Source organism: Pseudomonas helleri, from assembly GCF_001043025.1.
In the GTDB taxonomy this organism is placed as follows: domain Bacteria; phylum Pseudomonadota; class Gammaproteobacteria; order Pseudomonadales; family Pseudomonadaceae; genus Aquipseudomonas; species Aquipseudomonas helleri.
This window is the reverse complement of record NZ_JYLD01000015.1, coordinates 24,794-44,833: the sequence shown is the minus strand read 5'-3', so window position 1 is coordinate 44,833 and position 20,040 is coordinate 24,794. Positions and strand designations below refer to the sequence as shown.

General features: G+C 59.2%; 22 protein-coding genes. 11 read left to right on the top strand and 11 right to left on the bottom strand.

The genetic code is table 11. The features are described 5' to 3' along the window. Window positions 1–3: 3 nt before the first annotated feature. Window positions 4–723 (top strand): PA5502 family lipoprotein, encoded by a 720-nt coding sequence (locus TU84_RS20870; protein WP_048372463.1) that lies wholly within the window; start codon window positions 4–6, stop codon window positions 721–723. A gap of 59 nt (window positions 724–782) precedes the next feature. On the opposite strand, the gene katE is transcribed toward TU84_RS20870, so the two are convergent. After that, window positions 783–2,975 (bottom strand): catalase HPII, encoded by a 2,193-nt coding sequence (gene katE / locus TU84_RS20865; protein WP_082148781.1) that lies wholly within the window; start codon window positions 2,973–2,975, stop codon window positions 783–785. Window positions 2,976–3,176: 201 nt separating this feature from the next. On the opposite strand from katE, the gene TU84_RS20860 reads away from it, so the two are divergent. The 3 genes from TU84_RS20860 to TU84_RS20850 all read left to right on the top strand — a co-directional run bounded on the left by TU84_RS20860 (window position 3,177) and on the right by TU84_RS20850 (window position 5,706). After that, window positions 3,177–4,184: a methionine ABC transporter ATP-binding protein gene (locus TU84_RS20860; RefSeq protein WP_048372460.1), complete on the top strand. Its 1,008-nt coding sequence runs from the start codon at window positions 3,177–3,179 to the stop codon at window positions 4,182–4,184. Then, entirely contained in the window at window positions 4,184–4,858 is a 675-nt protein-coding gene (locus TU84_RS20855; RefSeq protein WP_048372458.1) for a methionine ABC transporter permease, read from the top strand. The genes TU84_RS20860 and TU84_RS20855 overlap by 1 nt, the downstream gene beginning before the upstream one ends. A gap of 77 nt (window positions 4,859–4,935) precedes the next feature. Then, entirely contained in the window at window positions 4,936–5,706 is a 771-nt protein-coding gene (locus TU84_RS20850) for a MetQ/NlpA family ABC transporter substrate-binding protein (RefSeq protein WP_048372456.1), read from the top strand. A gap of 135 nt (window positions 5,707–5,841) precedes the next feature. Here TU84_RS20850 and TU84_RS20845 read toward each other — a convergent pair whose 3' ends face one another. Continuing rightward, a complete protein-coding gene (locus TU84_RS20845) occupies window positions 5,842–6,477 on the bottom strand; it encodes an SCO family protein (RefSeq protein WP_048372454.1) in 636 nt (211 codons plus the stop codon). A 266-nt stretch (window positions 6,478–6,743) separates the two neighbouring features. Between TU84_RS20845 and TU84_RS20840 the strand changes: the two genes are divergently transcribed. Beyond that, entirely contained in the window at window positions 6,744–7,379 is a 636-nt protein-coding gene (locus TU84_RS20840; RefSeq protein WP_048372453.1) for a hypothetical protein, read from the top strand. A 70-nt stretch (window positions 7,380–7,449) separates the two neighbouring features. Here the strand turns inward: TU84_RS20840 and TU84_RS20835 are convergent, their stop codons facing one another. The 3 genes from TU84_RS20835 to TU84_RS20825 all read right to left on the bottom strand — a co-directional run bounded on the left by TU84_RS20835 (window position 7,450) and on the right by TU84_RS20825 (window position 9,448). Next, complete coding sequence (locus tag TU84_RS20835) at window positions 7,450–8,181, bottom strand: carbonic anhydrase (protein WP_048372451.1); 732 nt, start codon at window positions 8,179–8,181, stop codon at window positions 7,450–7,452. A gap of 146 nt (window positions 8,182–8,327) precedes the next feature. After that, on the bottom strand, window positions 8,328–8,816 hold the full coding sequence (locus tag TU84_RS20830) for a 2-thiouracil desulfurase family protein (RefSeq protein WP_048372449.1): 489 nt from the start codon (window positions 8,814–8,816) through the stop codon (window positions 8,328–8,330). Then, window positions 8,813–9,448 (bottom strand): 2OG-Fe(II) oxygenase, encoded by a 636-nt coding sequence (locus tag TU84_RS20825; protein ID WP_048372446.1) that lies wholly within the window; start codon window positions 9,446–9,448, stop codon window positions 8,813–8,815. The genes TU84_RS20830 and TU84_RS20825 overlap by 4 nt, the downstream gene beginning before the upstream one ends. Before the next feature lie 151 nt (window positions 9,449–9,599). Between TU84_RS20825 and TU84_RS20820 the strand changes: the two genes are divergently transcribed. Then, window positions 9,600–10,352: a DUF2059 domain-containing protein gene (locus tag TU84_RS20820; RefSeq protein WP_048372444.1), complete on the top strand. Its 753-nt coding sequence runs from the start codon at window positions 9,600–9,602 to the stop codon at window positions 10,350–10,352. Window positions 10,353–10,359: 7 nt separating this feature from the next. Here the strand turns inward: TU84_RS20820 and TU84_RS20815 are convergent, their stop codons facing one another. Beyond that, on the bottom strand, window positions 10,360–10,713 hold the full coding sequence (locus tag TU84_RS20815) for a YkgJ family cysteine cluster protein (RefSeq protein WP_048372442.1): 354 nt from the start codon (window positions 10,711–10,713) through the stop codon (window positions 10,360–10,362). A gap of 147 nt (window positions 10,714–10,860) precedes the next feature. Here TU84_RS20815 and TU84_RS20810 point away from each other — a divergent pair, with 147 nt between their 5' ends. Further along, window positions 10,861–12,162, top strand: coding sequence for an NAD(P)/FAD-dependent oxidoreductase (locus tag TU84_RS20810; protein WP_048372440.1), 1,302 nt, complete (start codon window positions 10,861–10,863; stop codon window positions 12,160–12,162). Between the two features lie 80 nt (window positions 12,163–12,242). Here TU84_RS20810 and TU84_RS20805 read toward each other — a convergent pair whose 3' ends face one another. After that, window positions 12,243–12,434 (bottom strand): DUF1127 domain-containing protein, encoded by a 192-nt coding sequence (locus tag TU84_RS20805; RefSeq protein WP_048372438.1) that lies wholly within the window; start codon window positions 12,432–12,434, stop codon window positions 12,243–12,245. A gap of 169 nt (window positions 12,435–12,603) precedes the next feature. Here TU84_RS20805 and TU84_RS20800 point away from each other — a divergent pair, with 169 nt between their 5' ends. Both TU84_RS20800 and TU84_RS20795 read left to right on the top strand, forming a co-directional pair. After that, window positions 12,604–14,040, top strand: a complete 1,437-nt coding sequence (locus tag TU84_RS20800; protein ID WP_048372436.1) for an aminotransferase-like domain-containing protein — start codon at window positions 12,604–12,606, stop codon at window positions 14,038–14,040. Continuing rightward, entirely contained in the window at window positions 14,040–15,605 is a 1,566-nt protein-coding gene (locus TU84_RS20795; protein ID WP_048372434.1) for a phospholipase D family protein, read from the top strand. Before TU84_RS20800 ends, TU84_RS20795 begins: the two co-directional genes overlap by 1 nt. A 2-nt stretch (window positions 15,606–15,607) precedes the next feature. Here TU84_RS20795 and TU84_RS20790 read toward each other — a convergent pair whose 3' ends face one another. Next, on the bottom strand, window positions 15,608–16,753 hold the full coding sequence (locus TU84_RS20790) for an MFS transporter (protein WP_048372432.1): 1,146 nt from the start codon (window positions 16,751–16,753) through the stop codon (window positions 15,608–15,610). Between the two features lie 118 nt (window positions 16,754–16,871). Beyond that, window positions 16,872–18,365: an aldehyde dehydrogenase gene (locus tag TU84_RS20785; protein WP_048372429.1), complete on the bottom strand. Its 1,494-nt coding sequence runs from the start codon at window positions 18,363–18,365 to the stop codon at window positions 16,872–16,874. 240 nt (window positions 18,366–18,605) lie between these two features. On the opposite strand from TU84_RS20785, the gene TU84_RS20780 reads away from it, so the two are divergent. Together TU84_RS20780 and TU84_RS20775 are read left to right on the top strand one after the other, a co-directional pair. Next, window positions 18,606–18,968, top strand: a complete 363-nt coding sequence (locus tag TU84_RS20780; protein ID WP_048372427.1) for a cupin domain-containing protein — start codon at window positions 18,606–18,608, stop codon at window positions 18,966–18,968. Between the two features lie 215 nt (window positions 18,969–19,183). Further along, window positions 19,184–19,477 (top strand): I78 family peptidase inhibitor, encoded by a 294-nt coding sequence (locus TU84_RS20775; protein ID WP_048372424.1) that lies wholly within the window; start codon window positions 19,184–19,186, stop codon window positions 19,475–19,477. 79 nt (window positions 19,478–19,556) lie between these two features. On the opposite strand, the gene rpmG is transcribed toward TU84_RS20775, so the two are convergent. Both rpmG and rpmB read right to left on the bottom strand, forming a co-directional pair. After that, on the bottom strand, window positions 19,557–19,712 hold the full coding sequence (gene rpmG / locus TU84_RS20770) for a 50S ribosomal protein L33 (RefSeq protein WP_003437824.1): 156 nt from the start codon (window positions 19,710–19,712) through the stop codon (window positions 19,557–19,559). Window positions 19,713–19,723: 11 nt separating this feature from the next. Next, a complete protein-coding gene (gene rpmB, locus TU84_RS20765; RefSeq protein ID WP_019410280.1) occupies window positions 19,724–19,957 on the bottom strand; it encodes a 50S ribosomal protein L28 in 234 nt (77 codons plus the stop codon). Between the last annotated feature and the right edge of the window lie 83 nt (window positions 19,958–20,040).

Below are 20,040 nucleotides of genomic sequence, written 5' to 3'. Positions count from 1 at the left end.
GGAATGAAGCTGTTTAACTCACGTTATGTGCTCCTGGCCGCATTTTCCTTGCTGCTGGGCGCCTGCCAAAGCACGCCACCGGCCGTCAATCAGGTCGAGCAAGCGCGTGCCGGAGCCATCGCACAGCTGGAGCAAAACCTGGCCAGCAGCGAACTCGCGACCGCCGAAGATCAGTTGGCCGCCTTGCAGGCCCAAACCCCGGATGACCCGCAGTTGGTGCAGTACCAGCGCCAATTGGCTGAGGCTTACCTGCAACGCAGCCAGATCGTGCTGCAAAAGGGCGATGTCAACGCCGCTGCGACGGCTTTGAGCCGTGCGCGGGCCTTAATGCCTAAAGCCCCGGCCCTGACCGGTGGCGTCAACAGCGCCATCACCCAGGCGCGCAAGGCCGAGCTGGATAAAGCCGAAGCCGCGCTCAAGGCGGCAGAAGCGCGGCCAGCGGCCAAGGTCATTGACCCGGCGGCGCCGTTCACCACCGTTACCTTGAACATCACCGATATTGGCAAACTTCGCCATCAACTGGATTTGATCGCACAAGACATTGTCAATTATCAGTGCGCTGTCAGCCTGCAGGTTCCACGCACCGCTGATTACCCGTGGCTGGCCACGTTGATCAGCAAACGCGTGAAAAAGCTCGACCCCGGCTTTGACCTGAGCCTTGAGCGTCAGATCATCCGCCATGTGCCTGCGCAAGTGGTGCTGACACCCACCAAGCCCGAATAAAGAGCGTGGCTGTTGCCCAAGCGCTAATAGCGTTTGGGCAACAGCCAGGCGTCTATCCCTTAAGCCGGAATAGCCTTGACCTTCGGTTCCCGTGCCCAGACGCGATGCTGCGCAATGGCTGCAAAAAACGCCTTCAGGTCCTGAGCGTCCTTGATCGCCAACAACCCGTCATCCACCTGTAAATGCAGCACATCCAGCAGTTGTCTGGCGTCGCCGTGCACAGCGATGGGCTTGAGGTGCTTGTAGGCTTCCAGCAGGTAATGCAACGCCACCCCGTCGCCACTCAGTGCCTTGATCGACTCTGCGCCTCCCGGCACAAACACGGCGTCAAAGGCCACTGACGGCAAACCTTCCATCGAACCGTCCACGTCCAGCAGCTTGCCTTCTGCTGTTTTGACCGGTGCAGACGTCGGCCCCAGCAATTTAGCGTGGGCGCCTTGCGCGGTCAGTGCCTTTTTCAGCGCTTCAATGGCTTTGCCCTCGACACCGTTGGCGGCCAGCACGGCCACTTTGCGGGTTTTGATATTGCCCGGCAGCAAGTTGGCCTGACTCAGCGCGGGCGAAGCGCTGACGCTGGTTTTGCGCGCAGGCACAGTGCCCGCCTTCGGTGCGGGCAGCCCCAGGTTTTCTGCGACGCGCCGCGCCAACTCAAGGTCGATGTTGGCCAGGATCTCATCCACCTGGCGTGCGCGGATGTGCTCGCGCTCAACCTTGCCCAATTCAAAGCTGTAGGCCGCGATGATGTGCTCTTGTTCATGTTTGCTCATGCTGTTGAAAAACAGCCGGGCTTGGGAAAAGTGATCGCTGAACGAGTCGCTGCGCTGACGTATTTTGTTGGCATCGATGCGCTCCGGGTACGACTCAAAGCCCCCGTCTTGCGCGGCGGGCGGGGTTTCTTTCGGCCAGCCGCCATCAATGGAATTGGGCTCATAAGACGCACGGCCCTTGTTGATCGTGCTGCGGTGCTGAGCGTCGCGCTGGTTGTTGGAAAAAGGGCAGACAGGGCGGTTGATCGGAATCTCGTGGAAATTCGGCCCGCCCAAGCGGCTGATTTGCGTGTCGGTGTACGAAAACAGACGGCCTTGCAGCAGCGGGTCGTTAGAGAAGTCGATGCCCGGCACGATATGCCCAGGGCAGAACGCCACCTGTTCGGTTTCCGCAAAAAAGTTATCAGGGTTGCGATTAAGGACCATTTTGCCCAGCGGTGTAATCGGCACCTGTTCTTCGGGGATCAGCTTGGTCGGATCAAGAATGTCGAAGTCGAATGTGTGTTCGTCTTCCTCAGCAATGATCTGTACGCCGAATTCCCATTCCGGATAATCGCCGGTTTCAATCGACTCCCACAGATCGCGCCGATGGTAATCGGTGTCTTTACCGGCGAGCTTTTGCGCTTCGTCCCACACCAGAGAGCAAGTCCCTACGCTAGGGCGCCAGTGGAATTTAACAAAATGTGATTTCCCCTCGGCGTTGATGAAACGGAAGGTGTGTACGCCAAAGCCTTGCATGCTGCGCAGGCTTTTTGGGATCGCCCGGTCAGACATGGCCCAGATGACCATGTGCGCAGACTCCGGCACCAGCGAGACAAAATCCCAGAAGGTGTCATGCGCCGAACCGCCGGTGGGCATTTCATTGTGGGGTTCAGGTTTGACCGCGTGCACGAAGTCAGGAAACTTGATCGCGTCCTGAATAAAGAACACCGGCATGTTGTTGCCGACCAGGTCAAAGTTGCCTTCATCGGTAAAGAACTTGACTGCGAAACCTCGCACGTCACGCACGGTATCGCCCGAGCCGCGGGGGCCCTGGACGGTCGAAAAGCGCACGAATACCGGCGTTTTTTTATCTGGATCTTGCAGAAAACCGGCTTTGGTCAGGGCGCTGTGGGCTTTATAGGTCTGGAAATAGCCGTGGGCGCCGGTGCCACGCGCGTGCACGATGCGCTCCGGGATTCGCTCGTGGTCAAAATGCGTGATTTTTTCACGCATGATGAAGTCTTCCAGCAGTGACGGGCCACGCGCGCCTGCTTTGAGGGTGTTTTGGTTGTCCGCAATCTTCACGCCTTGATTGGTTCTCAGCGCCTGTTGGGTCGCATCGTCGCGGAAGGCTTCGAGGTTTTCCAATTTGACGTTCGTGTTGCCACGATCCAAGGTGTCGGTGCCGGCCATCTGGCTCTTGGGTGAAGACGGTTTTTTGCTACTCATCAGACTAAGCTCCTTGTTGATGAAAGCCCCACGGGCTGGGCTTCTTGGACATATATCCCGTTGCGGGATGTGAGGTGCTGTTAGTACTGACTGGCGCCTGTTGTGGTCGTTCCTTATTTCTGACCATCAGTCGTCTTATCGCCAAATCAAAGGTCTTCGCTCAAATAAATGCTAAGAACCTCTATAAGGACAGGCTAAAATGCGCGCCCGGCTAACCGCTGATCTTCTATTTACGCGCCCCACAAGGTTCGCTACGTGATTGAGTTTCATAACGTTCATAAAACTTACCGGGTCGCCGGTAAGGACATTCCCGCCCTGCACTCCACGAGTTTGCGTGTTGAGAGCGGTCAGGTATTTGGCCTGATTGGCCATTCCGGCGCGGGTAAAAGTACATTGCTGCGCCTGATCAACCGCCTCGAAACACCGAGCGGCGGGCAGATCATCGTCGACAACGAAGACGTGACTGCCATGGATGCCAATGGCCTGCGGCGTTTCCGTCAGCAAGTCGGGATGATCTTCCAGCACTTCAACCTGCTGGCGTCCAAGACCGTGGCTGACAACGTGGCGATGCCGCTGACGCTGGCGGGTGAATTGTCGCGCAGTGAAATCGACCAACGGGTGACCGAGTTGCTGGCGCGCGTTGGCCTGTCAGACCACGCCAAGAAATACCCGGCGCAGCTGTCAGGCGGTCAAAAACAACGCGTGGGCATTGCCCGTGCCTTGTCCACCAAGCCAAAAGTCTTGCTGTGTGACGAAGCCACCAGCGCGCTCGACCCGCAAACCACGGCGTCGGTGCTGCAATTGCTGGCCGAAATTAACCGCGAGCTGAAGCTGACCATCGTGCTGATCACCCACGAGATGGATGTGATCCGCCGTGTGTGTGACGAAGTAGCCGTGATGGACGCTGGCGTGATCGTCGAACAAGGCCCGGTGGCCGAGGTGTTCTTGCACCCCAAGCACCCGACCACCAAGCGTTTTGTGCAGGAAGACGAGCAGATCGACGAAGGCGAGCAGCGCGATGATTTCGCTCATGTGCCGGGGCGCATTGTGCGCCTGACGTTCCAGGGCCAGGCCACCTACGCGCCGCTGCTGGGCACCATCGCCCGCGAAACGGGTGTGGACTACAGCATCCTGGCGGGTCGGATCGACCGCATAAAAGACACCCCCTACGGGCAACTGACCCTCGCCATCACCGGTGGCGACATGGACGCCGCTTTCGCCCGCTTTACCGCGGCTGACGTCCATATGGAGGTACTGCGTTAATGGACTCTCTACTGAGCTTTTTCACCAATATCGATTGGTTCGAAATCTGGCTGGCCACCGGCGATACCCTGATGATGCTCGGCGGTTCGCTGCTGTTCACCATTCTGCTGGGCCTGCCGCTGGGCGTGCTGCTGTTTCTGTGCAGCCCGCGCCAACTGTTTGAACAAAAAACCGTGTACGCCCTGCTGTCGCTGCTGGTGAACATTTTGCGTTCGTTGCCGTTCATCATCCTGTTGATCGTAATGATCCCGTTCACCGTGTTGATTACCGGCACCTCGCTGGGCGTCGCGGGTGCGATTCCGCCTTTGGTGGTCGGTGCAACCCCGTTCTTCGCCCGCCTGGTAGAAACGGCCTTGCGTGAAGTTGACCGTGGCATCATCGAAGCCACCCAGTCGATGGGCGCCAGCACCCGTCAGATCATTACCAGCGCCTTGCTGCCAGAAGCCCGTCCGGGCATTTTTGCAGCGATTACCGTGACCGCGATTACGCTGGTGTCCTACACCGCCATGGCGGGTGTGGTGGGTGCGGGCGGCCTCGGGGATCTGGCGATTCGTTTCGGCTACCAACGTTTCCAGACTGACGTGATGATTGTCACGGTGGTGCTGTTGTTGATTCTGGTGCAGATTCTGCAAACCGTCGGTGATCGGCTGGTGGTGCACTTCTCGCGCAAGTAAGGCCTCGCTTTAAACACATAATAGCCAGCGCTGTGCTGGCAGATACCTGGAGTCAGGTGTTCACAAGGAGCTGTTGAATGAAGAAGTTATTTGCTGCTGTGGCCGCTGTAGCGGCATTTTCTGCCCACGCAGGTGATCTGTCGGTGGCGGCGACTCCGGTCCCTCACGCTGAGATCCTGGAGTTCGTTAAGCCGGCTTTGGCTAAAGAGGGCGTGAACCTCAAGGTCAAAGTGTTCACTGACTACGTTCAACCCAACGTACAAGTGGCGGAAAAGCGTCTGGACGCCAACTTCTTCCAGCACCAGCCTTACCTGGATGAGTTCAACAAATCCAAAGGCACTGACCTTGTCAGCGTAGCGGCCGTGCACCTTGAGCCGCTGGGTGCTTACTCCAGCAAACTCAAAAATCTTGATGAGCTTAAAGATGGCGCCACCGTGGTGATCCCGAACGATGCCACCAACGGCGGCCGTGCGCTGTTGCTGCTGGACAAGGCGGGGTTGATCAAGCTCAAGGATTCGAAAAACATCCTGTCGACGCCAAAAGACATCGTTGAAAACAAGAAAAACCTGAAATTCCGCGAGCTGGAAGCAGCGACGATTCCACGCGTGCTGACTCAGGTTGATCTGGCGCTGATCAACACCAACTACGCGCTGGAAGCCAAGCTGGACCCGGAAAAAGACGCACTGGTCATTGAAGGCAGCGACTCGCCTTACGTGAACATCCTGGTTGCACGCCCGGACGACAAAGACTCTGAAGACATGAAAAAGCTGGTCGCTGCCCTGCACACACCAGAAGTGAAAGCCTTCATTCTTGAGAAGTACAAAGGCGCCATCCTGCCGGCGTTCTGATACCGATGATCCGGGCAAACCCGATCCCCTTGTGGGAGCGGGCTTGCTCGCGATTCATACCATTGAATCCTGATGACACACCTTGGTGATCCCATCGCGAGCAAGCCCGCTCCCACCGATGTGTGTACTAAACCCTTACTTCCTCTCTACCAGCCCCGGCAACTGGGCGACCATCTTTTGGGTGTTGAACGGCGCGCGGATAAAACCACGCTGAGTGCCGTCCGGCCCGATCAGTGCCAGGTTACCGCTGTGATCCACGGTGTAGTTCGGCTTGCTGGTATCTGGCGGGATAAACGGAATGCTCACGGCGTTCGCCAATGTTTGCAGTTGCTCGGTTGATCCCGGCGTCAGGCCAACAAATTGCGGGTCGAAGTAGCTCAGGTATTTTTTGAGCTGCTGCGGGGTGTCCCGGTTCGGGTCGACACTCACCAGCACCACTTGCAGCTTGTCCTGGACCGCTTTTGGCAGCTCGCTTTTGATCTGGCGCAACTGGGAAAGCGTAGTCGGGCAGATGTCCGGGCAGTAGGTATAGCCAAAAAATAGCAGGCTCCACTTGTCCTTCAGCTCATTGATGAGCACCGGCTGACCGTCCTGGTTGGTCAGGGTGATGGCCGGCAGATGGCGACTTTGTGGCAGCAGGATAATCCCGGCCTCGGTCAGCGCCGTGTTGTTGCCCTGACTGCTGCGCGACATCAGGCTGTTGAAGATCACCCCCATGATCAACGCCAGCAGCGCGACCAGGATAAAGACGTTTCTTTGGGTTTTAGTCATAGGTTCATCACAACGTAGTGGTCGATAAACAACGCGAGAAGACAGCGTACGTGAAGGTCGGGTTAACAGCCTGTGGCGCATTGCCACGGTACAACACTGATCGGTTAAGATGCGCGCCCAAAATGAAAACCTGACCCCCGCGACAAATGGCACTCACTGCCCGATTAAAAAATGACCGACAATACGCCCCCTGAAAAAAAGGCCCTCTTTTGCAGTGAGCGTCTTTTAAAGCACTTCCCTGATTCAGCGCCCCCCTTGGAGTTCCCATGAACACCGCCGATATTCGCGCGCAGATCTCGCGTGCCCAAGAACTTGATGCCAAAAGTGGCCTGCTCACCCAGCATTTGACGACCCGCCTTCCCGACCTGCATTCGGCGATTCAGCTACCTGAATCCGATCGGAACGCGGTGATGACCCGTTTTGTCAGCGCCTATATCGACCAGGTGCCGGACTTGCTCGATGCAGCCCATGCGGTCGCTCGCGAGGCGGGTATCGAATCACAGATCGAGCCTGTGCTGAAAATTGCCGAGCAGTTTTTTGTTCAGCCCCCATCACTGCTGGACGGTCATGAAGGGCTAGAGGGCTTGCTCGACGAAGCGTACTTGGCGCATCGGTTGGTTGAAGAGGTCAACGATCTCTACATCAAGCACTTTCACCAGCCGTTGATCCCGCTGGACATGACCGTGGCCAATCTGATCGCGCACCAATTGGTCGGTGAGGCGTTTGCCAACCAGCTCGATGAGGCTGTGCACCACGCGGTGGATGAACTGCTCGATGACGAAAGCTTTGCGCTGGAGTCGGTTGAAGCCTATCGCGACAAGCTCACCAGCCCGGACACGGGGGCTGCGTGGAAGCGTTGGCCGTGCCTGTCCAAGCAATTGGGCGTCGGCCTGGCGTTGTAATCCCCCGCTGGCCTCGTGATCTTTTAATGAGCAAAAGATCTCGAGGCTCGCTCGCTCCTGCCGTCCGGGGTTAAAACCGGGCTTTAGGCGTTGCGCTCGGGATCGGGTTGGTCCCGTCCAGCGGGCGGAAGGTGCCGGTGTCGGCGTCGTAAGCCTTGATCGCGCTGGTCTCGATGTCGTAGACCCAGCCATGAATGAACAAATGCCCGCTGGCCATGCGCGACGCCACGGACGGGTGGGTGCGCAAGTGTTGCAGTTGGGCGATCACGTTTTCTTCCGTCAGCACGTGCATGCTTTCGGACTCGTTGGCGCAGTTGCAGTTGTCCTGCACCATGGTTTTCGCCACTTCTACGTGATGCAGCCAGGCTTTTACCGTCGGCATCTTTTTCAGCGAGGCCGGGTTGAGTACAGCGCGCATCGCGCCGCAATCCGAATGCCCGCAAATGATGATGTGCTGCACGCCCAGTGCCAGCACCGCGTACTCAATGGCGGTGGAAACGCCACCGTTCATCTGGCCATAAGGCGGAACGACGTTGCCCACGTTACGCGTCACAAACAGATCGCCCGGTGCACTTTGAGTGATCAGTTCCGGGACGATGCGCGAGTCGGCGCAGGCAATAAACATCGCGCGCGGGCTTTGTGCCGTGGCGAGCTTTTTGAAGAAGGCTTCCTGCTCAGGAAAGATCTCGTGATGGAAGTGTAAAAAACCATCCACGATGTGGTGCAAGGCCGCATCGGCACTTTCGGCGGGTGAAGTGTTGGCGGTAGAGGCAGTGGGTTGTGGTTTCTGCTTGTCGCTCATATAAATCCCCTGGGCAAAGTGGCACCGGATGTTACACGCACACACCGTAAAACTGTAGACGCTGTCGCAGGCTGCGAAGGGTTGCGAAGCAACCCGTTTCTCAAAAACGCTGCAAACCTTCGCATCCTTCGGCAGCGACTACACCATCAGGAAATGTCGGCCAACGCGTGCGCAGCTTCGGCCAGTTCCAGCTCATTGAACACCTGAACTCCGGCAGCGCTGAGCAGGGCAGCGGTCACGCCCTGGCCTGCCACCTTAGTGCCGCTGAAGCTGCCGTCGTAGGTCAGTCGATTGCCACACGACGGGCTGTTGGCCTTGAGGATAGCAATGCGAATGCCATGCTGTTTGACCAACTCCAGCGCCTGCTGGGCGCCGGACACAAAGGCTGCGGTCACGTCCTCGCCGTCGGCGGTGATGACCGGCGCGCGGCCGCTGAGGACTTCAACACCTTGCCCGCCCGGAATTTCGGCTGCCGCACGCGGGGTGGGCAAGCCACCGGCGACTTCCGGGCACAGCGCGATCACGCGGCCTTCGTCCTGCCATTTCGCCAACAGGTCATAGGGGCCGCTGGCGCCGCCGTCATAGCGCACGCGATGGCCCAGCAGGCAGCGGCTGACCAGCACTTTGGCGCTCATAGCAACACCTCGGTGGCGCGACGCCGGAACCAGCCGGTCAATGACAGCCGGTCACGGGTAGCGGGCAGCACTTCATGGGGGATCTCGCCTGACAGGAACACCACCAGGCAGCCACCGGTCGGCAACACGTCGTAATCGCCTCTGTCCTCAAGGTACATGCGCAAGTGCCCGCCGTGCTCAGGCAGCCAGGACTGATTGAGGTAGAGCACCGCCGACACCATGCGCCGGTCGTCGTCGCGAAAGCGGTCCAGGTGCTTGAGGTAAAACGCACCGGGCGGGTAGAGCGCGAAGTGACTTTCAAAGTCCTCCAGGCCCAAAAAAAGCCTGCGATTCATGGCGATTCGCAGGCTTTCCATTAACCCTAAGTACTTGTCGCAGGCTAAAGCCTCTCCCTGCTCCAGCCATTGAATATGGTCGCCGCGGATACCCTCGCGAACCTCTTGCGCCGGGCCACGGCCAACGGCCGCCGGGGTCAATTCGCCCTCAGTTGCACGTTTATGGCACTCAGCCGCCAGTTCGAGGGTCAAAGCCTCGGGCATAAAAATGTTTTGCTGTGACCATCCCTGCGCGTACAGGTCGTCGACGATGCGTAGCAACAGCGGGTGATCAGAGGGTATTTGCATGGCGCGCATAATATCGAGACGCCCGAAAATCTGACAGCTCCGTCTAGCTGGCCACGCAGAAATATTTCATCTGGTCATTTAAAGCCTCTGGGGCGAGACGAATTCTCGACAAGTCCTACGCTGGCCCCGGACAATAGCGCCTAGCTGACAGGAGTCCTTCATGCGCCGCTTGTTTTTACTGTTAATGATGTGTTGTTCGTTACCCGCATGGGCAGACCACCTCGATGATCTATTCACCGTTGCCGGTTGGCCTGAGCAACGCGCGCATTTCACTGACGCCCTAAATGCCGCTCAAGAGCGCTACCGCAACAACTTGCCGCCTGCGGTTTACCAGGCGCTGGTCAACAACAGCAGCCAGCGTTTTGCCGCGCAGGCGATGGACCAGCGCGCCAAAGGGCAGATGCGCGAGAAGCTGCCGAATCCTGATCCAGCCCTGGCTTTTTTCCAGACAGAGCTGGGCCGTAAAATTGTGGCCGCTGAATTGTTGGCCACCCGCCGTGATCAGTTGGCCAAGCACGCGCAAGGCTTGCCGCGGGTTGAGGCGAGCGCCACGCGTCAGTTGCTGATTAACCATTTGTCCAATGCCTTGCCAGCGAGCGAGGCAGGGGCTGAGGTCACGCTGGCCATTGCCGGTGTGGCGGCAGACAGCCTGAGTGCGATGATTCCTGGCCTGCTGGGCAGCACACAGGTACAAGGCGCGCTCAACGGCCAGCGCCAGCGGCTGATGGAGCAGATCGCAGGGGAGCTGGATAACACGTTGTTGTACGTGTACCGCGACTTGTCGGACCCGGAGCTGGAAGAGTTTGTGACGTTCGCGGAGTCGCCTGACGGCAAAACCTACTACCTGGCCGCGTTGGCTGCGATTCGCGCCGGCTTGGCTGTAGGGCAAAGCACTTCTAGCCTGGCCCAATAACGGTGCGTTAAACCAGCACCTGCCGGGTGCTGGCAATGTACTCATGCACGAGCTTCTCCGCGCTGGGGTGAATCATCTCCAGCGGGCGGCGGCCATTGGGGCAGGGCAGCGTCGGCGTGGTGCCGAACAGACGACAAATAAGCGGGCGTTCGTCATACACCGTGCAGCCGTTCGGCCCCAGGTGCACACAGTTCAGCTCATTCAGGGCGGCTTCTTGCTCGGCTGCGGTCTTGCGCGGCAAACGGGCCATTTCTTCCGATGACGTGGTCACAGGCCCACAGCAGTCATGGCAACCCGGCACGCATTCAAACGACGGAATTTGCTGCCTGAGAAAGCGGATTTTATGACTGTTGCAGCTCATTTATTGCCCATTGCACGTGAAAAGGCCGCAGAGTCTGCCTGAAAAGCAGCGGCCTAGACAGCACCGTACGGCCGGTCTTGCCCCTCGCGATTGGCACGGCTTATGCTCCGTAAAATTTTCCAAACATAAACAATCAGGATTACGCACATGAGCGCCCCCGTTCAGCGCAGCCAGCACACCGCCTCTTATTACGCCGCCAGCAGCTTGCCGCAGCCTGACCATCCGGTGTTGCAAGGTGACGTGGTGGCCGATGTGTGCGTGGTCGGTGGCGGGTTTTCCGGGCTGAACACGGCGCTGGAACTGGCCGAGCGCGGCATGAGCGTAGTCCTGCTTGAAGCCCATAAAATCGGTTGGGGTGCCAGCGGGCGTAACGGCGGGCAACTGATTCGCGGTGTCGGACATGGCCTCGACCAGTTTGAAGGGGTGATCGGCAAAGACGGCGTGCGGCAAATGAAGCTCATGGGGCTGGAGGCGGTTGAGATCGTCCGCCAGCGCGTCGAGCGATTTAATATCGCCTGCGACCTGACCTGGGGTTACTGCGACTTGGCCAACAAGCCCCGCGACCTCGAAGGCTTTGCCGAGGAGGCGCAAGAACTCCGCGACTTGGGCTATCGCCACGAAACCCGCCTGCTGCAAGCCAACGAAGTGCACACCGTGGTGGGCTCGGATCGCTATGTGGGCGGGTTTATCGACATGGGCTCGGGCCACCTGCACCCGCTTAACCTGGCCTTGGGTGAGGCCGCTGCTGCGGCGCAATTGGGCGCAAAACTGTTCGAAAACTCGGCCGTCACCCGTATCGATTACGGCCCCGAAGTGCGTGTGCACACCGCACAAGGCTCGGTCCGGGCCAAAACCCTGGTGTTGGGCTGCAACGCTTACCTTCAGGGTTTGAACCCGCACCTCAGCGGGAAAGTTCTGCCGGCGGGCAGCTACATCATTGCCACAGAGCCGTTGACCCAAGCGCAGGCCCACGCCTTGCTGCCGCAAAACATGGCGGTGTGCGATCAGCGCGTGGCGCTGGATTACTACCGGCTGTCGGCGGATCGCCGCTTGCTGTTCGGCGGTGCCTGCCATTACTCGGGCCGCGACCCGCAGGACATTGGTGCTTACATGCGGCCCAAAATGCTGGACGTGTTTCCGCACCTTAAAGACGTGAAGATTGATTACCAGTGGGGCGGCATGATCGGGATTGGCGCCAACCGTTTGCCGCAGATTGGCCGCCTGCCGGATCAACCCAATGTGTATTACGCCCAGGCGTACTCCGGTCACGGGGTGAACGCCACGCACCTGGCGGGCAAGTTGCTGGCCGAAGCCATCAGCGGCCAGCACAGCACCGGGTTTGATCTGTTTAATCAGGTCCCGCACATCACCTTCCCGGGCGGCAAATACCTGCGCTCGCCGTTGCTGGCGCTGGGCATGCTCTGGCACCGGCTCAAAGAACTCGCCTGATTGCTGTAGGAGCGAGCTTGCCTCGCGATCTTCTGATCTTTAAAAGATCGCGAGGCAAGCTCGCTCCTACAGGGATTGTGTCAAGAGCGCCAAAACGGTTTGCGGCATTCGTGTCTGGCCACTTCGGCACTCAAGCCCACGTCTTGCAGTTGCTGCGCGTCCAGCTTGCGCAAGGCGCGGCGGGTGCGGGAGCGATGCCAGAACAGACTCCAGCGCCCCAGGTGCGTGGGCTGGCTGTTAGGTCTTGGGTGTCCATCGCTAAAGGCATTCATCGCGCAGCTCCTTTTGACTCCATTGCATTGAGTCAGCATGATGGCCTTGCGCCGAAAACCATGACAGATTCAGCATTCAGCTATTAACTGCATACAGATGCGGGCTTTTAAGCGCTGAATCCTTGGTTTTTACCCTATCTGTACTGGTCCTCCTTTCAAGAGCCCCGCCATGACCCTTTACATCAACCTCGCCGAGTTGCTGGGCACACGCATCAAGCAGGGCTTTTACCGACCCGGCGACCGCCTGCCGTCGGTGCGGGCCTTGAGCGTCGAGCACGGTGTCAGCCTGAGCACGGTGCAGCAGGCGTATCGCGTGTTGGAGGACCAGGCACTGGCGTCGCCGCGCCCCAAGTCGGGCTATTTTGTGCCGATGGAGCGCGAGTTGCCCGCCTTGCCGGGCATGGGCAAACCGGCGCAGCGTCCGGTGGAGATTTCCCAGTGGGAGCAGGTGCTGGAACTGGTGCGTTCGGTGCCGCAAAAAGACGTCATACAGCTGGGACGCGGCATGCCGGACGTGTACACGCCGACCATCAAGCCGCTGCTGCGCAGCCTTGCGCAAATCAGTCGGCGCCTCGACTTGCCCGGCCTGCATTACGACAACGTCTACGGCGTGCTGGCCCTGCGTGAGCAAATCGCGCGTTTGCTGCTCGATTCAGGCTGCCAGCTGGGCGCACAGGACCTGGTGATCACCACCGGTTGCCATGAAGCCCTGTCGTGCAGCATTCGGGCGGTGTGTGAGCCGGGCGATATTGTCGCGGTCGACTCGCCGAGCTTTCACGGCGCCATGCAAACCCTCAAGGGGCTGGGCATGAAAGCGCTGGAGATCCCCACCGACCCGCTCACCGGCATCAGCCTCGAAGCGCTGGAACTGGCGCTGGAGCAGTGGCCGATCAAGGCGATTCAGGTCACCCCCAGTTGCAACAACCCGCTGGGCTACATCATGCCCGAGGCGCGCAAGCGGGCGCTGGTGGCCTTGGCGCAGCGCTTTGACGTGGCCATTATCGAGGACGATGTGTACGGCGAACTGGCCTACACCTACCCGCGCCCGCGTACTGTGAAGTCGTTCGACGATGATGGCCGCGTGCTTTTGTGCAGTTCGTTTTCCAAGACCCTGGCCCCCGGCCTGCGCGTGGGCTGGGTCGCGCCGGGGCGGTATCTGGAGCGGGTGCTGCACATGAAATACATCAACACCGGCTCAACGGCACCGCACCCGCAACTGGCCGTGGCCGAGTTCTTGAAGAATGGCCATTTCGAGCCCCATTTGCGCAAGATGCGCACGCAATACCAGCGTAATCGCGACTTGATGCTCGGTTGGGTCAGCCGCTATTTTCCGCCGGGCACCCGCGCCAGCCGACCTCAGGGCAGCTTTTTGCTCTGGCTGGAGCTGCCAGACGGTTTTGACAGTTTGCGCCTCAACCGCGCGTTGCTGGCGCAAGGCGTACAGATTGCCGTGGGCAGTATTTTTTCGGCGTCCGGCAAGTACCGTCATTGTTTACGAATGAACTACGCTGCCAAACCGACGCTCCAGATCGAAGAAGCGGTGCGTAAAGTCGGTGAAGCTGCCAGCGCGCTGTTGGCGCAAGCCTCGAATCACGCCGAGCATTAATGGGGCACCACACGTTGAAATCACTGTGCATATTGCTGTTCGCGTTGTGGCTGGGAGGGTGTAGTACTGTGCAAGTCAACCGTGAGCCGAGTCAGGCATTACCGGCGTCGGGCTCGGCCTTTGGCCGTTCGATTCAGGATCAGGCGGCGGCGTATCAAGGCCGCTCGGGGTTTCGTTTATTGCCCAGGGGCAGTGAAGCGTTCTGGGTACGCGCCGAGCTGATCCGCAACGCGCAGACCAGCCTCGACTTGCAGTACTACATCGTCCATGACGGGCTCAGTACGCGCATGTTGATCGACGAATTGCTCAAGGCTGCGGATCGCGGGGTGCGCGTGCGCATCTTGCTGGATGACACTGCCAGCGATGGGCTGGACGACATTCTGGCGACCCTTGCGGCCCATCCCAACATTCAAATCCGCCTGTTCAACCCGCTGCAACTGGGCCGCAGTACCGGCGTGACCCGGGCCATGGGGCGGCTGTTCAACCTGTCGCGCCAGCACCGGCGCATGCACAACAAGCTGTGGCTGGCCGACAACAGTGTGGCGATTGTGGGCGGGCGCAATTTGGGCGACGAATATTTCGACGCCGAACCGGACTTGAACTTCACCGACATCGACCTGCTCAGTGTGGGGCCGGTGGCTGAGCAGTTGGGGCACAGCTTTGACCAGTACTGGAACAGCGCGCTGAGCCAGCCGATTGGCGATTTTGTTTCTTCGCGGCTGTCCCATGTGGAGTTGACCAAGGCCCGTGGCGCGCTGGAGGCTTCGCTCAAACAGTCGAAAGCGGCGCATCAGGTGCTGTATCAGCAGCTCGCCGCTTACGAAACCGATCCGCAACTGGACGTGTGGCGCAGCGAGTTGATTTGGGCGTGGAACCAGGCGCTGTGGGATGCGCCGAGCAAGGTGCTGGCGGAGGGCGAGCCGGATCCGCATTTATTGCTGACCACCCAATTGGCCCCGGACCTTTCTGGGGTCAACAAAGAGCTGATTTTGATTTCGGCGTATTTTGTGCCCGGTGAGACGGGCTTGGTGTACCTCACCGGGCGCGCCGATGCCGGGGTTGATGTGCGTTTGCTGACCAACTCGCTGGAGGCCACGGACGTGCCGATTGTGCACGGTGGCTACGCGCCGTATCGCAAGGCGTTGCTGGAACATGGGGTCAAGCTGTATGAGCTGCGCCGTCAGCCGGGGAGCACGGGCGGCAGCGGGTTGCACCTGTTCAAGCCGGGCTTGAGTTCAGATTCGAGTTTGCACAGCAAGGCGATGATCTTTGACCAGCGCAAGTCGTTTATCGGCTCGTTCAATTTCGACCCGCGCTCGGGTTTGTGGAACACCGAAGTCGGCGTGTTGGTGGACAGCCCGGAACTGGCCGCCCAGGCGCGCGACCTGGCCTTGCAAGGTATGTCGCACGCGTTGAGTTATGAGCCGGTGCTGGAGAAAGGGCAGATCGTCTGGGTGACCGAAGATCATGGCCAGTTGCACACCCTGACCCGCGAGCCGGGCAGTTGGTGGCGCCGGCTAAATGCGTGGTTCAGCAAGACGGTTGGGCTGGAGAAGATGTTGTAGTGCTAGGTGGCGGTTTGCTCGGCCCCGAATGCGCCTTGGCGCAGCACCAATATCACCAGGCCAAATGCCCCGGCGGCCATAAACAGCGGCAAGGCGTGGCCGCTGATCCATTGGCTGCCAGCGCCTGCGGCCAGCGGCCCGATCAGGCAGCCAATGCCCCACAACTGCGCCACGTGGGCGTTGGCCCGCACCAGGGCGTCGTCGCGGTAGCGTTCGCCAATCAAGATCAGCGACAAGGTAAACAGCCCGCCCGCGCTGGCGCCAAAAATCACCCACAGCGGCCAGATCAGCAAAGTGTTGAGTAGCAAAGGCACCGCCAGGCTCGACAGCATCAGCAGGACCGCACAACCGGTAAACAGCGAGCGCCGTGACACGCGGTCAGCCAGCGCGCCAATCGGCAGTTGCAGCAGGGCATCGCCCACCACTACGGTGCTGACCATCGCCAGAGCGATGTCGGCAGTAAAGCCCTGGCGCAGGCAATAGATCGGCAGCAACGTCAAAATCATCGCCTCAAAGGCGGCAAACAGCGCCACGGCCCAGGCAATGGCTGGCAAGCCGCGACAAAACTCCAGCAAGTCCTTGAAAGTCACTCGATACGCTTCAGTGACGGGCGCGCCGTCGCGGCCCAGCAACAGCAAAGGTGCCAGTGTCAGCAGGGCCACGCCGATCCAGAAGCCGTAATCGCCCTCTGAACCCACCACGCCCAGCAACAGCGGCCCGGACAGTTGGCTCAGGGCGTACGCGCAGCCATACAGCGCGACCAGGCGGCCGCGCCATTGCTCGACCACCAGTTGGTTGATCCAGCTTTCGCCCAAAATAAAAATGACCGTGAGTACCACCCCGATCAGCAGGCGCAGCACCAGCCACACCGGGTAGCTGGGCAGCAACGCCAGCAAGCCGATCGACAGGGCCCCGGCCCATAAGCACAGACGCATCAGGGCCGGTGTGCCCACGCGTGCCGCGAGCTTGCTGGCCACGCTGGCGCCTACCAGCACGCCGATGGCCGGCATGGCGGCCATCACGCCAATGGCAAACCCGCCGTAGCCCCAGCTTTCGAGCCGGAACGACACCAGCGGCATGCTCACGCCCAGCGCCAAACCGACGCTGAGCACGGAGGCCAGCACGGCAAAATAGGTCGCCCAACGCATGTCTGTGCTCCCAAAAAAGGTCAATGCAACGTGAGAGCGGGCTTGCTCGCGATGCCAGCGCAGCGAAGCGCCAGTACCGCGGGCAAGCCCGCTCCCACAGGGTGTTACACGTGTTGTGTTACAGCTTGATCCAGGTGGATTTCAGCTCGGTGTACTTGTCGAACGCGTGCAGCGACTTGTCGCGACCGTTACCCGACTGTTTGAAGCCACCAAACGGCGCGGTCATGTCGCCGCCATCGTATTGGTTGACCCACACGCTGCCAGCGCGCAGGGCTTTGGCGGTCAGGTGCGCCTTGGAGATGTCCGCTGTCCACACCGCTGCGGCCAGGCCGTATGGCGTGTCGTTGGCAATCTGGATGGCTTCGGCGGCGGTGTCGAAAGCAATCACCGACAGGACTGGGCCGAAGATTTCTTCCTGGGCGATTTTCATCGCGTTGCTCACGCCGTCGAAAATGGTCGGCTCAACGTAGGTGCCGCCGGTTTCCTGGAGGATCTGCTTGCCGCCGGTGACCAGTTTGGCGCCTTCGCTGTGACCCGACTGGATGTACGACAGCACGGTGTTCATTTGCTGGGTGTCGACCAGCGCGCCCACGGTGGTCGATGGGTCCAGCGGGTTGCCCGGCTTCCACTCTTTGAGCGCTTCGATAACCAGCGGCAGGAAGGTGTCTTTGATCGAACGCTCGACCAGCAGGCGCGAACCTGCGGTGCAGACTTCACCTTGGTTGAAGGCAATGGCGCTGGCCGCCGCCTTGGCCGCAGCGTGCAGGTCCGGGGCGTCGGCAAAGACGATGTTCGGGCTCTTGCCGCCGGCTTCGAGCCAGACGCGCTTCATGTTGGACTCGCCCGAGTAAATCAGCAGTTGCTTGGCGATTTTGGTCGAGCCGGTGAACACCAGGGTGTCGACGTCATTGTGCAAGGCCAGCGCCTTGCCGACGGTGTGGCCGTAGCCCGGCAGCACGTTCAGTACGCCAGCAGGAATACCGGCTTCAACGGCCAGCGCAGCGATGCGGATGGCGGTCAGCGGGGATTTTTCGGACGGTTTGAGGATCACCGAGTTACCGGTCGACAGGGCCGGGCCGAGTTTCCAGCAGGCCATCATCAGCGGGAAGTTCCACGGCACGATGGCGCCAACCACGCCCACTGCTTCGCGGGTAACCAGGCCGAGCTGATTGTGCGGGGTGGCGGCCACTTCGTCGTAAATCTTGTCGATGGCCTCACCGCTCCAGCTCAGGGCATTAGCAGCGCCTGGCACGTCGATGTTCAGCGAGTCGCTGATCGGTTTGCCCATGTCCAGGGTTTCAAGCAGGGCCAGCTCTTCGGCGTGTTGCTTGAGCAGGCCGGCAAAGCGGATCATCACGGCTTTACGTTTGGCTGGTGCCAGGCGCGACCAGGCACCCGATTCGAAGGTCGCACGCGCGTTTTCGACAGCGCGTTGGGCGTCTGCGCTATCGCAGCTGGCGACCTTGCCCAGCAAGCGGCCATCGACCGGGCTGAGGCACTCGAACGTTTCTTTGGAGACCGCGTCGGTGTATTCACCGTTGATGAAGGCGCGACCTTCGATTTTCAGCTGTTGGGCACGTTGTTCCCAGTCACTACGCGTCAGGGTGGTCATTCGAGTGTCCTCCTCTTTATTGAAATACCTACGCCAGCGCGAGTGTAGCGTGGCGTGTCCGGAATGCTGGCCGATCATCCAGAATGATCGGCACGAGGCATGCGCCACCCTAAACCAGTGTCCCTGGGACTTTCAATATATTTGACAGAGAGGTCGTAAACAGCATGGCTTGTTCGTTTTAATAAACATAGACTTCAGGCTTTCACGCCTATCACGCTGTTATTTCGGGGGGATCAATCAATGAGCATTGAAAACGTCGTCGACTTCAACACCGCCAATACCCAAGCCGAGCGTTACACCCCGGCCCCCGAGAAGCTCTTGAAGGGCAACCCTGAGCAGATCCTGCATAACCATTACGCCAGCGACTGTGGGCAATTAAATGCCGGCATGTGGGAAAGCGACGTGGGCCAGTGGGAGGTCAATTTCACTGAGCATGAATATTGTGAAATTGTGCAGGGCGTTTCGGTATTGCGTGACCGAGAAGGTAACGCCAAGACCCTGCGGGCGGGTGATCGTTTTGTCATCCCGGCGGGGTTCAAAGGCACGTGGGAAGTGCTTGAGCCATGTCGGAAGTTTTACGTAGCGTTTGAACAGAAGTCCTGAGCCCCCTGTTTAGAGCCATCAAAAGCCCTGTTCATCGCTGATGGCAGGGTTTTTTATTGCTCTTCAATCTGTGCGTGGCGTACAGATCTTGAAACAGCTGGCCCCTGCCTGCCGGGCCAACCTGAGCCAGTCTCTAAAGGTGAAGGCGGCTCACGGAACGAGTACGCCGTGACGGGTGATTTCACTCCTCACAGATCTTTAGGTAAGGATTATTTATGACTGCTTTTACAACGTTAAAAGGTGTATTGCTGGCGGGTGTTGTTCTGAGCGCCGCGTCTTTGCCAGCCATGGCGAGTGAAAACGGCAAGTGCAACACCAACCTGGCGATCAACTACCTGGTTCCACCTCAGGCGACACCTGAGGTCATCGAATTTTTGCGCACCAGCTACGGTGCCAAAGATGTTCGTATCGAGCAGCCGGGCAAGGGTTACACCAAAGAGTACAACGCATACCGCCTGCGCGTGCTGGTCGATGGCCAGAACCGAGTGGGTAGCCAGATCTGCGGTTAAACCCGCGCTGGCTGTTCTGTAGGCAACAAAAAAGGCCCGTATCGTGAGATAGGGGCCTTTTTTGTAGAAGAAAAACCAATTACTTGATTTTGGCTTCTTTGTAGATAACGTGCTTGCGAACCCGCGGATCGAATTTTTTGATTTCGATTTTGTCCGGAGTGGTGCGCTTGTTCTTATCTGTGGTGTAGAAATGGCCTGTACCAGCGCTCGACACCAAACGGATCAATTCACGCATGATTAGCTCCCTTAGATCTTGCCAGCGCGACGGATTTCGGCCAGCACGACAGTGATGCCACGCTTGTCGATGATACGCATGCCTTTAGCAGATACGCGCAGACGCACGAAACGTTTCTCTTCTTCAACCCAGAAGCGGTGATGCTGCAGGTTCGGCAGGAAACGACGACGGGTTTTGTTATTTGCGTGGGAAATGTTATTCCCAGTCACCGGACCCTTACCGGTAACTTGACAGACTCTCGACATGCCTCAGCCCTCTAAAACCACATGCCCAACCCGGCATGGGTTGGCCGCTTAATCTCTCAGTCATTTGGCGCCAGGCGCCGCGT

Bases quoted from the DNA above. Each gene is read 5' to 3' on its own strand.
- TU84_RS20820 (WP_048372444.1), top strand. From the start codon at position 9,600: ATGCGCCGCTTGTTTTTACTGTTAATGATGTGTTGTTCGTTACCCGCA.
- TU84_RS20795 (WP_048372434.1), top strand. From the start codon at position 14,040: ATGGGGCACCACACGTTGAAATCACTGTGCATATTGCTGTTCGCGTTG.
- TU84_RS20805 (WP_048372438.1), bottom strand. From the start codon at position 12,434: ATGAATGCCTTTAGCGATGGACACCCAAGACCTAACAGCCAGCCCACG.
- TU84_RS20870 (WP_048372463.1), top strand. From the start codon at position 4: ATGAAGCTGTTTAACTCACGTTATGTGCTCCTGGCCGCATTTTCCTTG.
- TU84_RS20850 (WP_048372456.1), top strand. From the start codon at position 4,936: ATGAAGAAGTTATTTGCTGCTGTGGCCGCTGTAGCGGCATTTTCTGCC.
- TU84_RS20775 (WP_048372424.1), top strand. From the start codon at position 19,184: ATGACTGCTTTTACAACGTTAAAAGGTGTATTGCTGGCGGGTGTTGTT.
- TU84_RS20790 (WP_048372432.1), bottom strand. From the start codon at position 16,753: ATGCGTTGGGCGACCTATTTTGCCGTGCTGGCCTCCGTGCTCAGCGTC.
- TU84_RS20855 (WP_048372458.1), top strand. From the start codon at position 4,184: ATGGACTCTCTACTGAGCTTTTTCACCAATATCGATTGGTTCGAAATC.
- TU84_RS20825 (WP_048372446.1), bottom strand. From the start codon at position 9,448: ATGCGCGCCATGCAAATACCCTCTGATCACCCGCTGTTGCTACGCATC.
- TU84_RS20800 (WP_048372436.1), top strand. From the start codon at position 12,604: ATGACCCTTTACATCAACCTCGCCGAGTTGCTGGGCACACGCATCAAG.
- rpmG (WP_003437824.1), bottom strand. From the start codon at position 19,712: ATGCGTGAATTGATCCGTTTGGTGTCGAGCGCTGGTACAGGCCATTTC.
- TU84_RS20835 (WP_048372451.1), bottom strand. From the start codon at position 8,181: ATGAGCGACAAGCAGAAACCACAACCCACTGCCTCTACCGCCAACACT.
- TU84_RS20780 (WP_048372427.1), top strand. From the start codon at position 18,606: ATGAGCATTGAAAACGTCGTCGACTTCAACACCGCCAATACCCAAGCC.
- TU84_RS20815 (WP_048372442.1), bottom strand. From the start codon at position 10,713: ATGAGCTGCAACAGTCATAAAATCCGCTTTCTCAGGCAGCAAATTCCG.
- TU84_RS20840 (WP_048372453.1), top strand. From the start codon at position 6,744: ATGAACACCGCCGATATTCGCGCGCAGATCTCGCGTGCCCAAGAACTT.
- TU84_RS20845 (WP_048372454.1), bottom strand. From the start codon at position 6,477: ATGACTAAAACCCAAAGAAACGTCTTTATCCTGGTCGCGCTGCTGGCG.
- rpmB (WP_019410280.1), bottom strand. From the start codon at position 19,957: ATGTCGAGAGTCTGTCAAGTTACCGGTAAGGGTCCGGTGACTGGGAAT.
- TU84_RS20810 (WP_048372440.1), top strand. From the start codon at position 10,861: ATGAGCGCCCCCGTTCAGCGCAGCCAGCACACCGCCTCTTATTACGCC.
- TU84_RS20830 (WP_048372449.1), bottom strand. From the start codon at position 8,816: ATGAGCGCCAAAGTGCTGGTCAGCCGCTGCCTGCTGGGCCATCGCGTG.
- TU84_RS20785 (WP_048372429.1), bottom strand. From the start codon at position 18,365: ATGACCACCCTGACGCGTAGTGACTGGGAACAACGTGCCCAACAGCTG.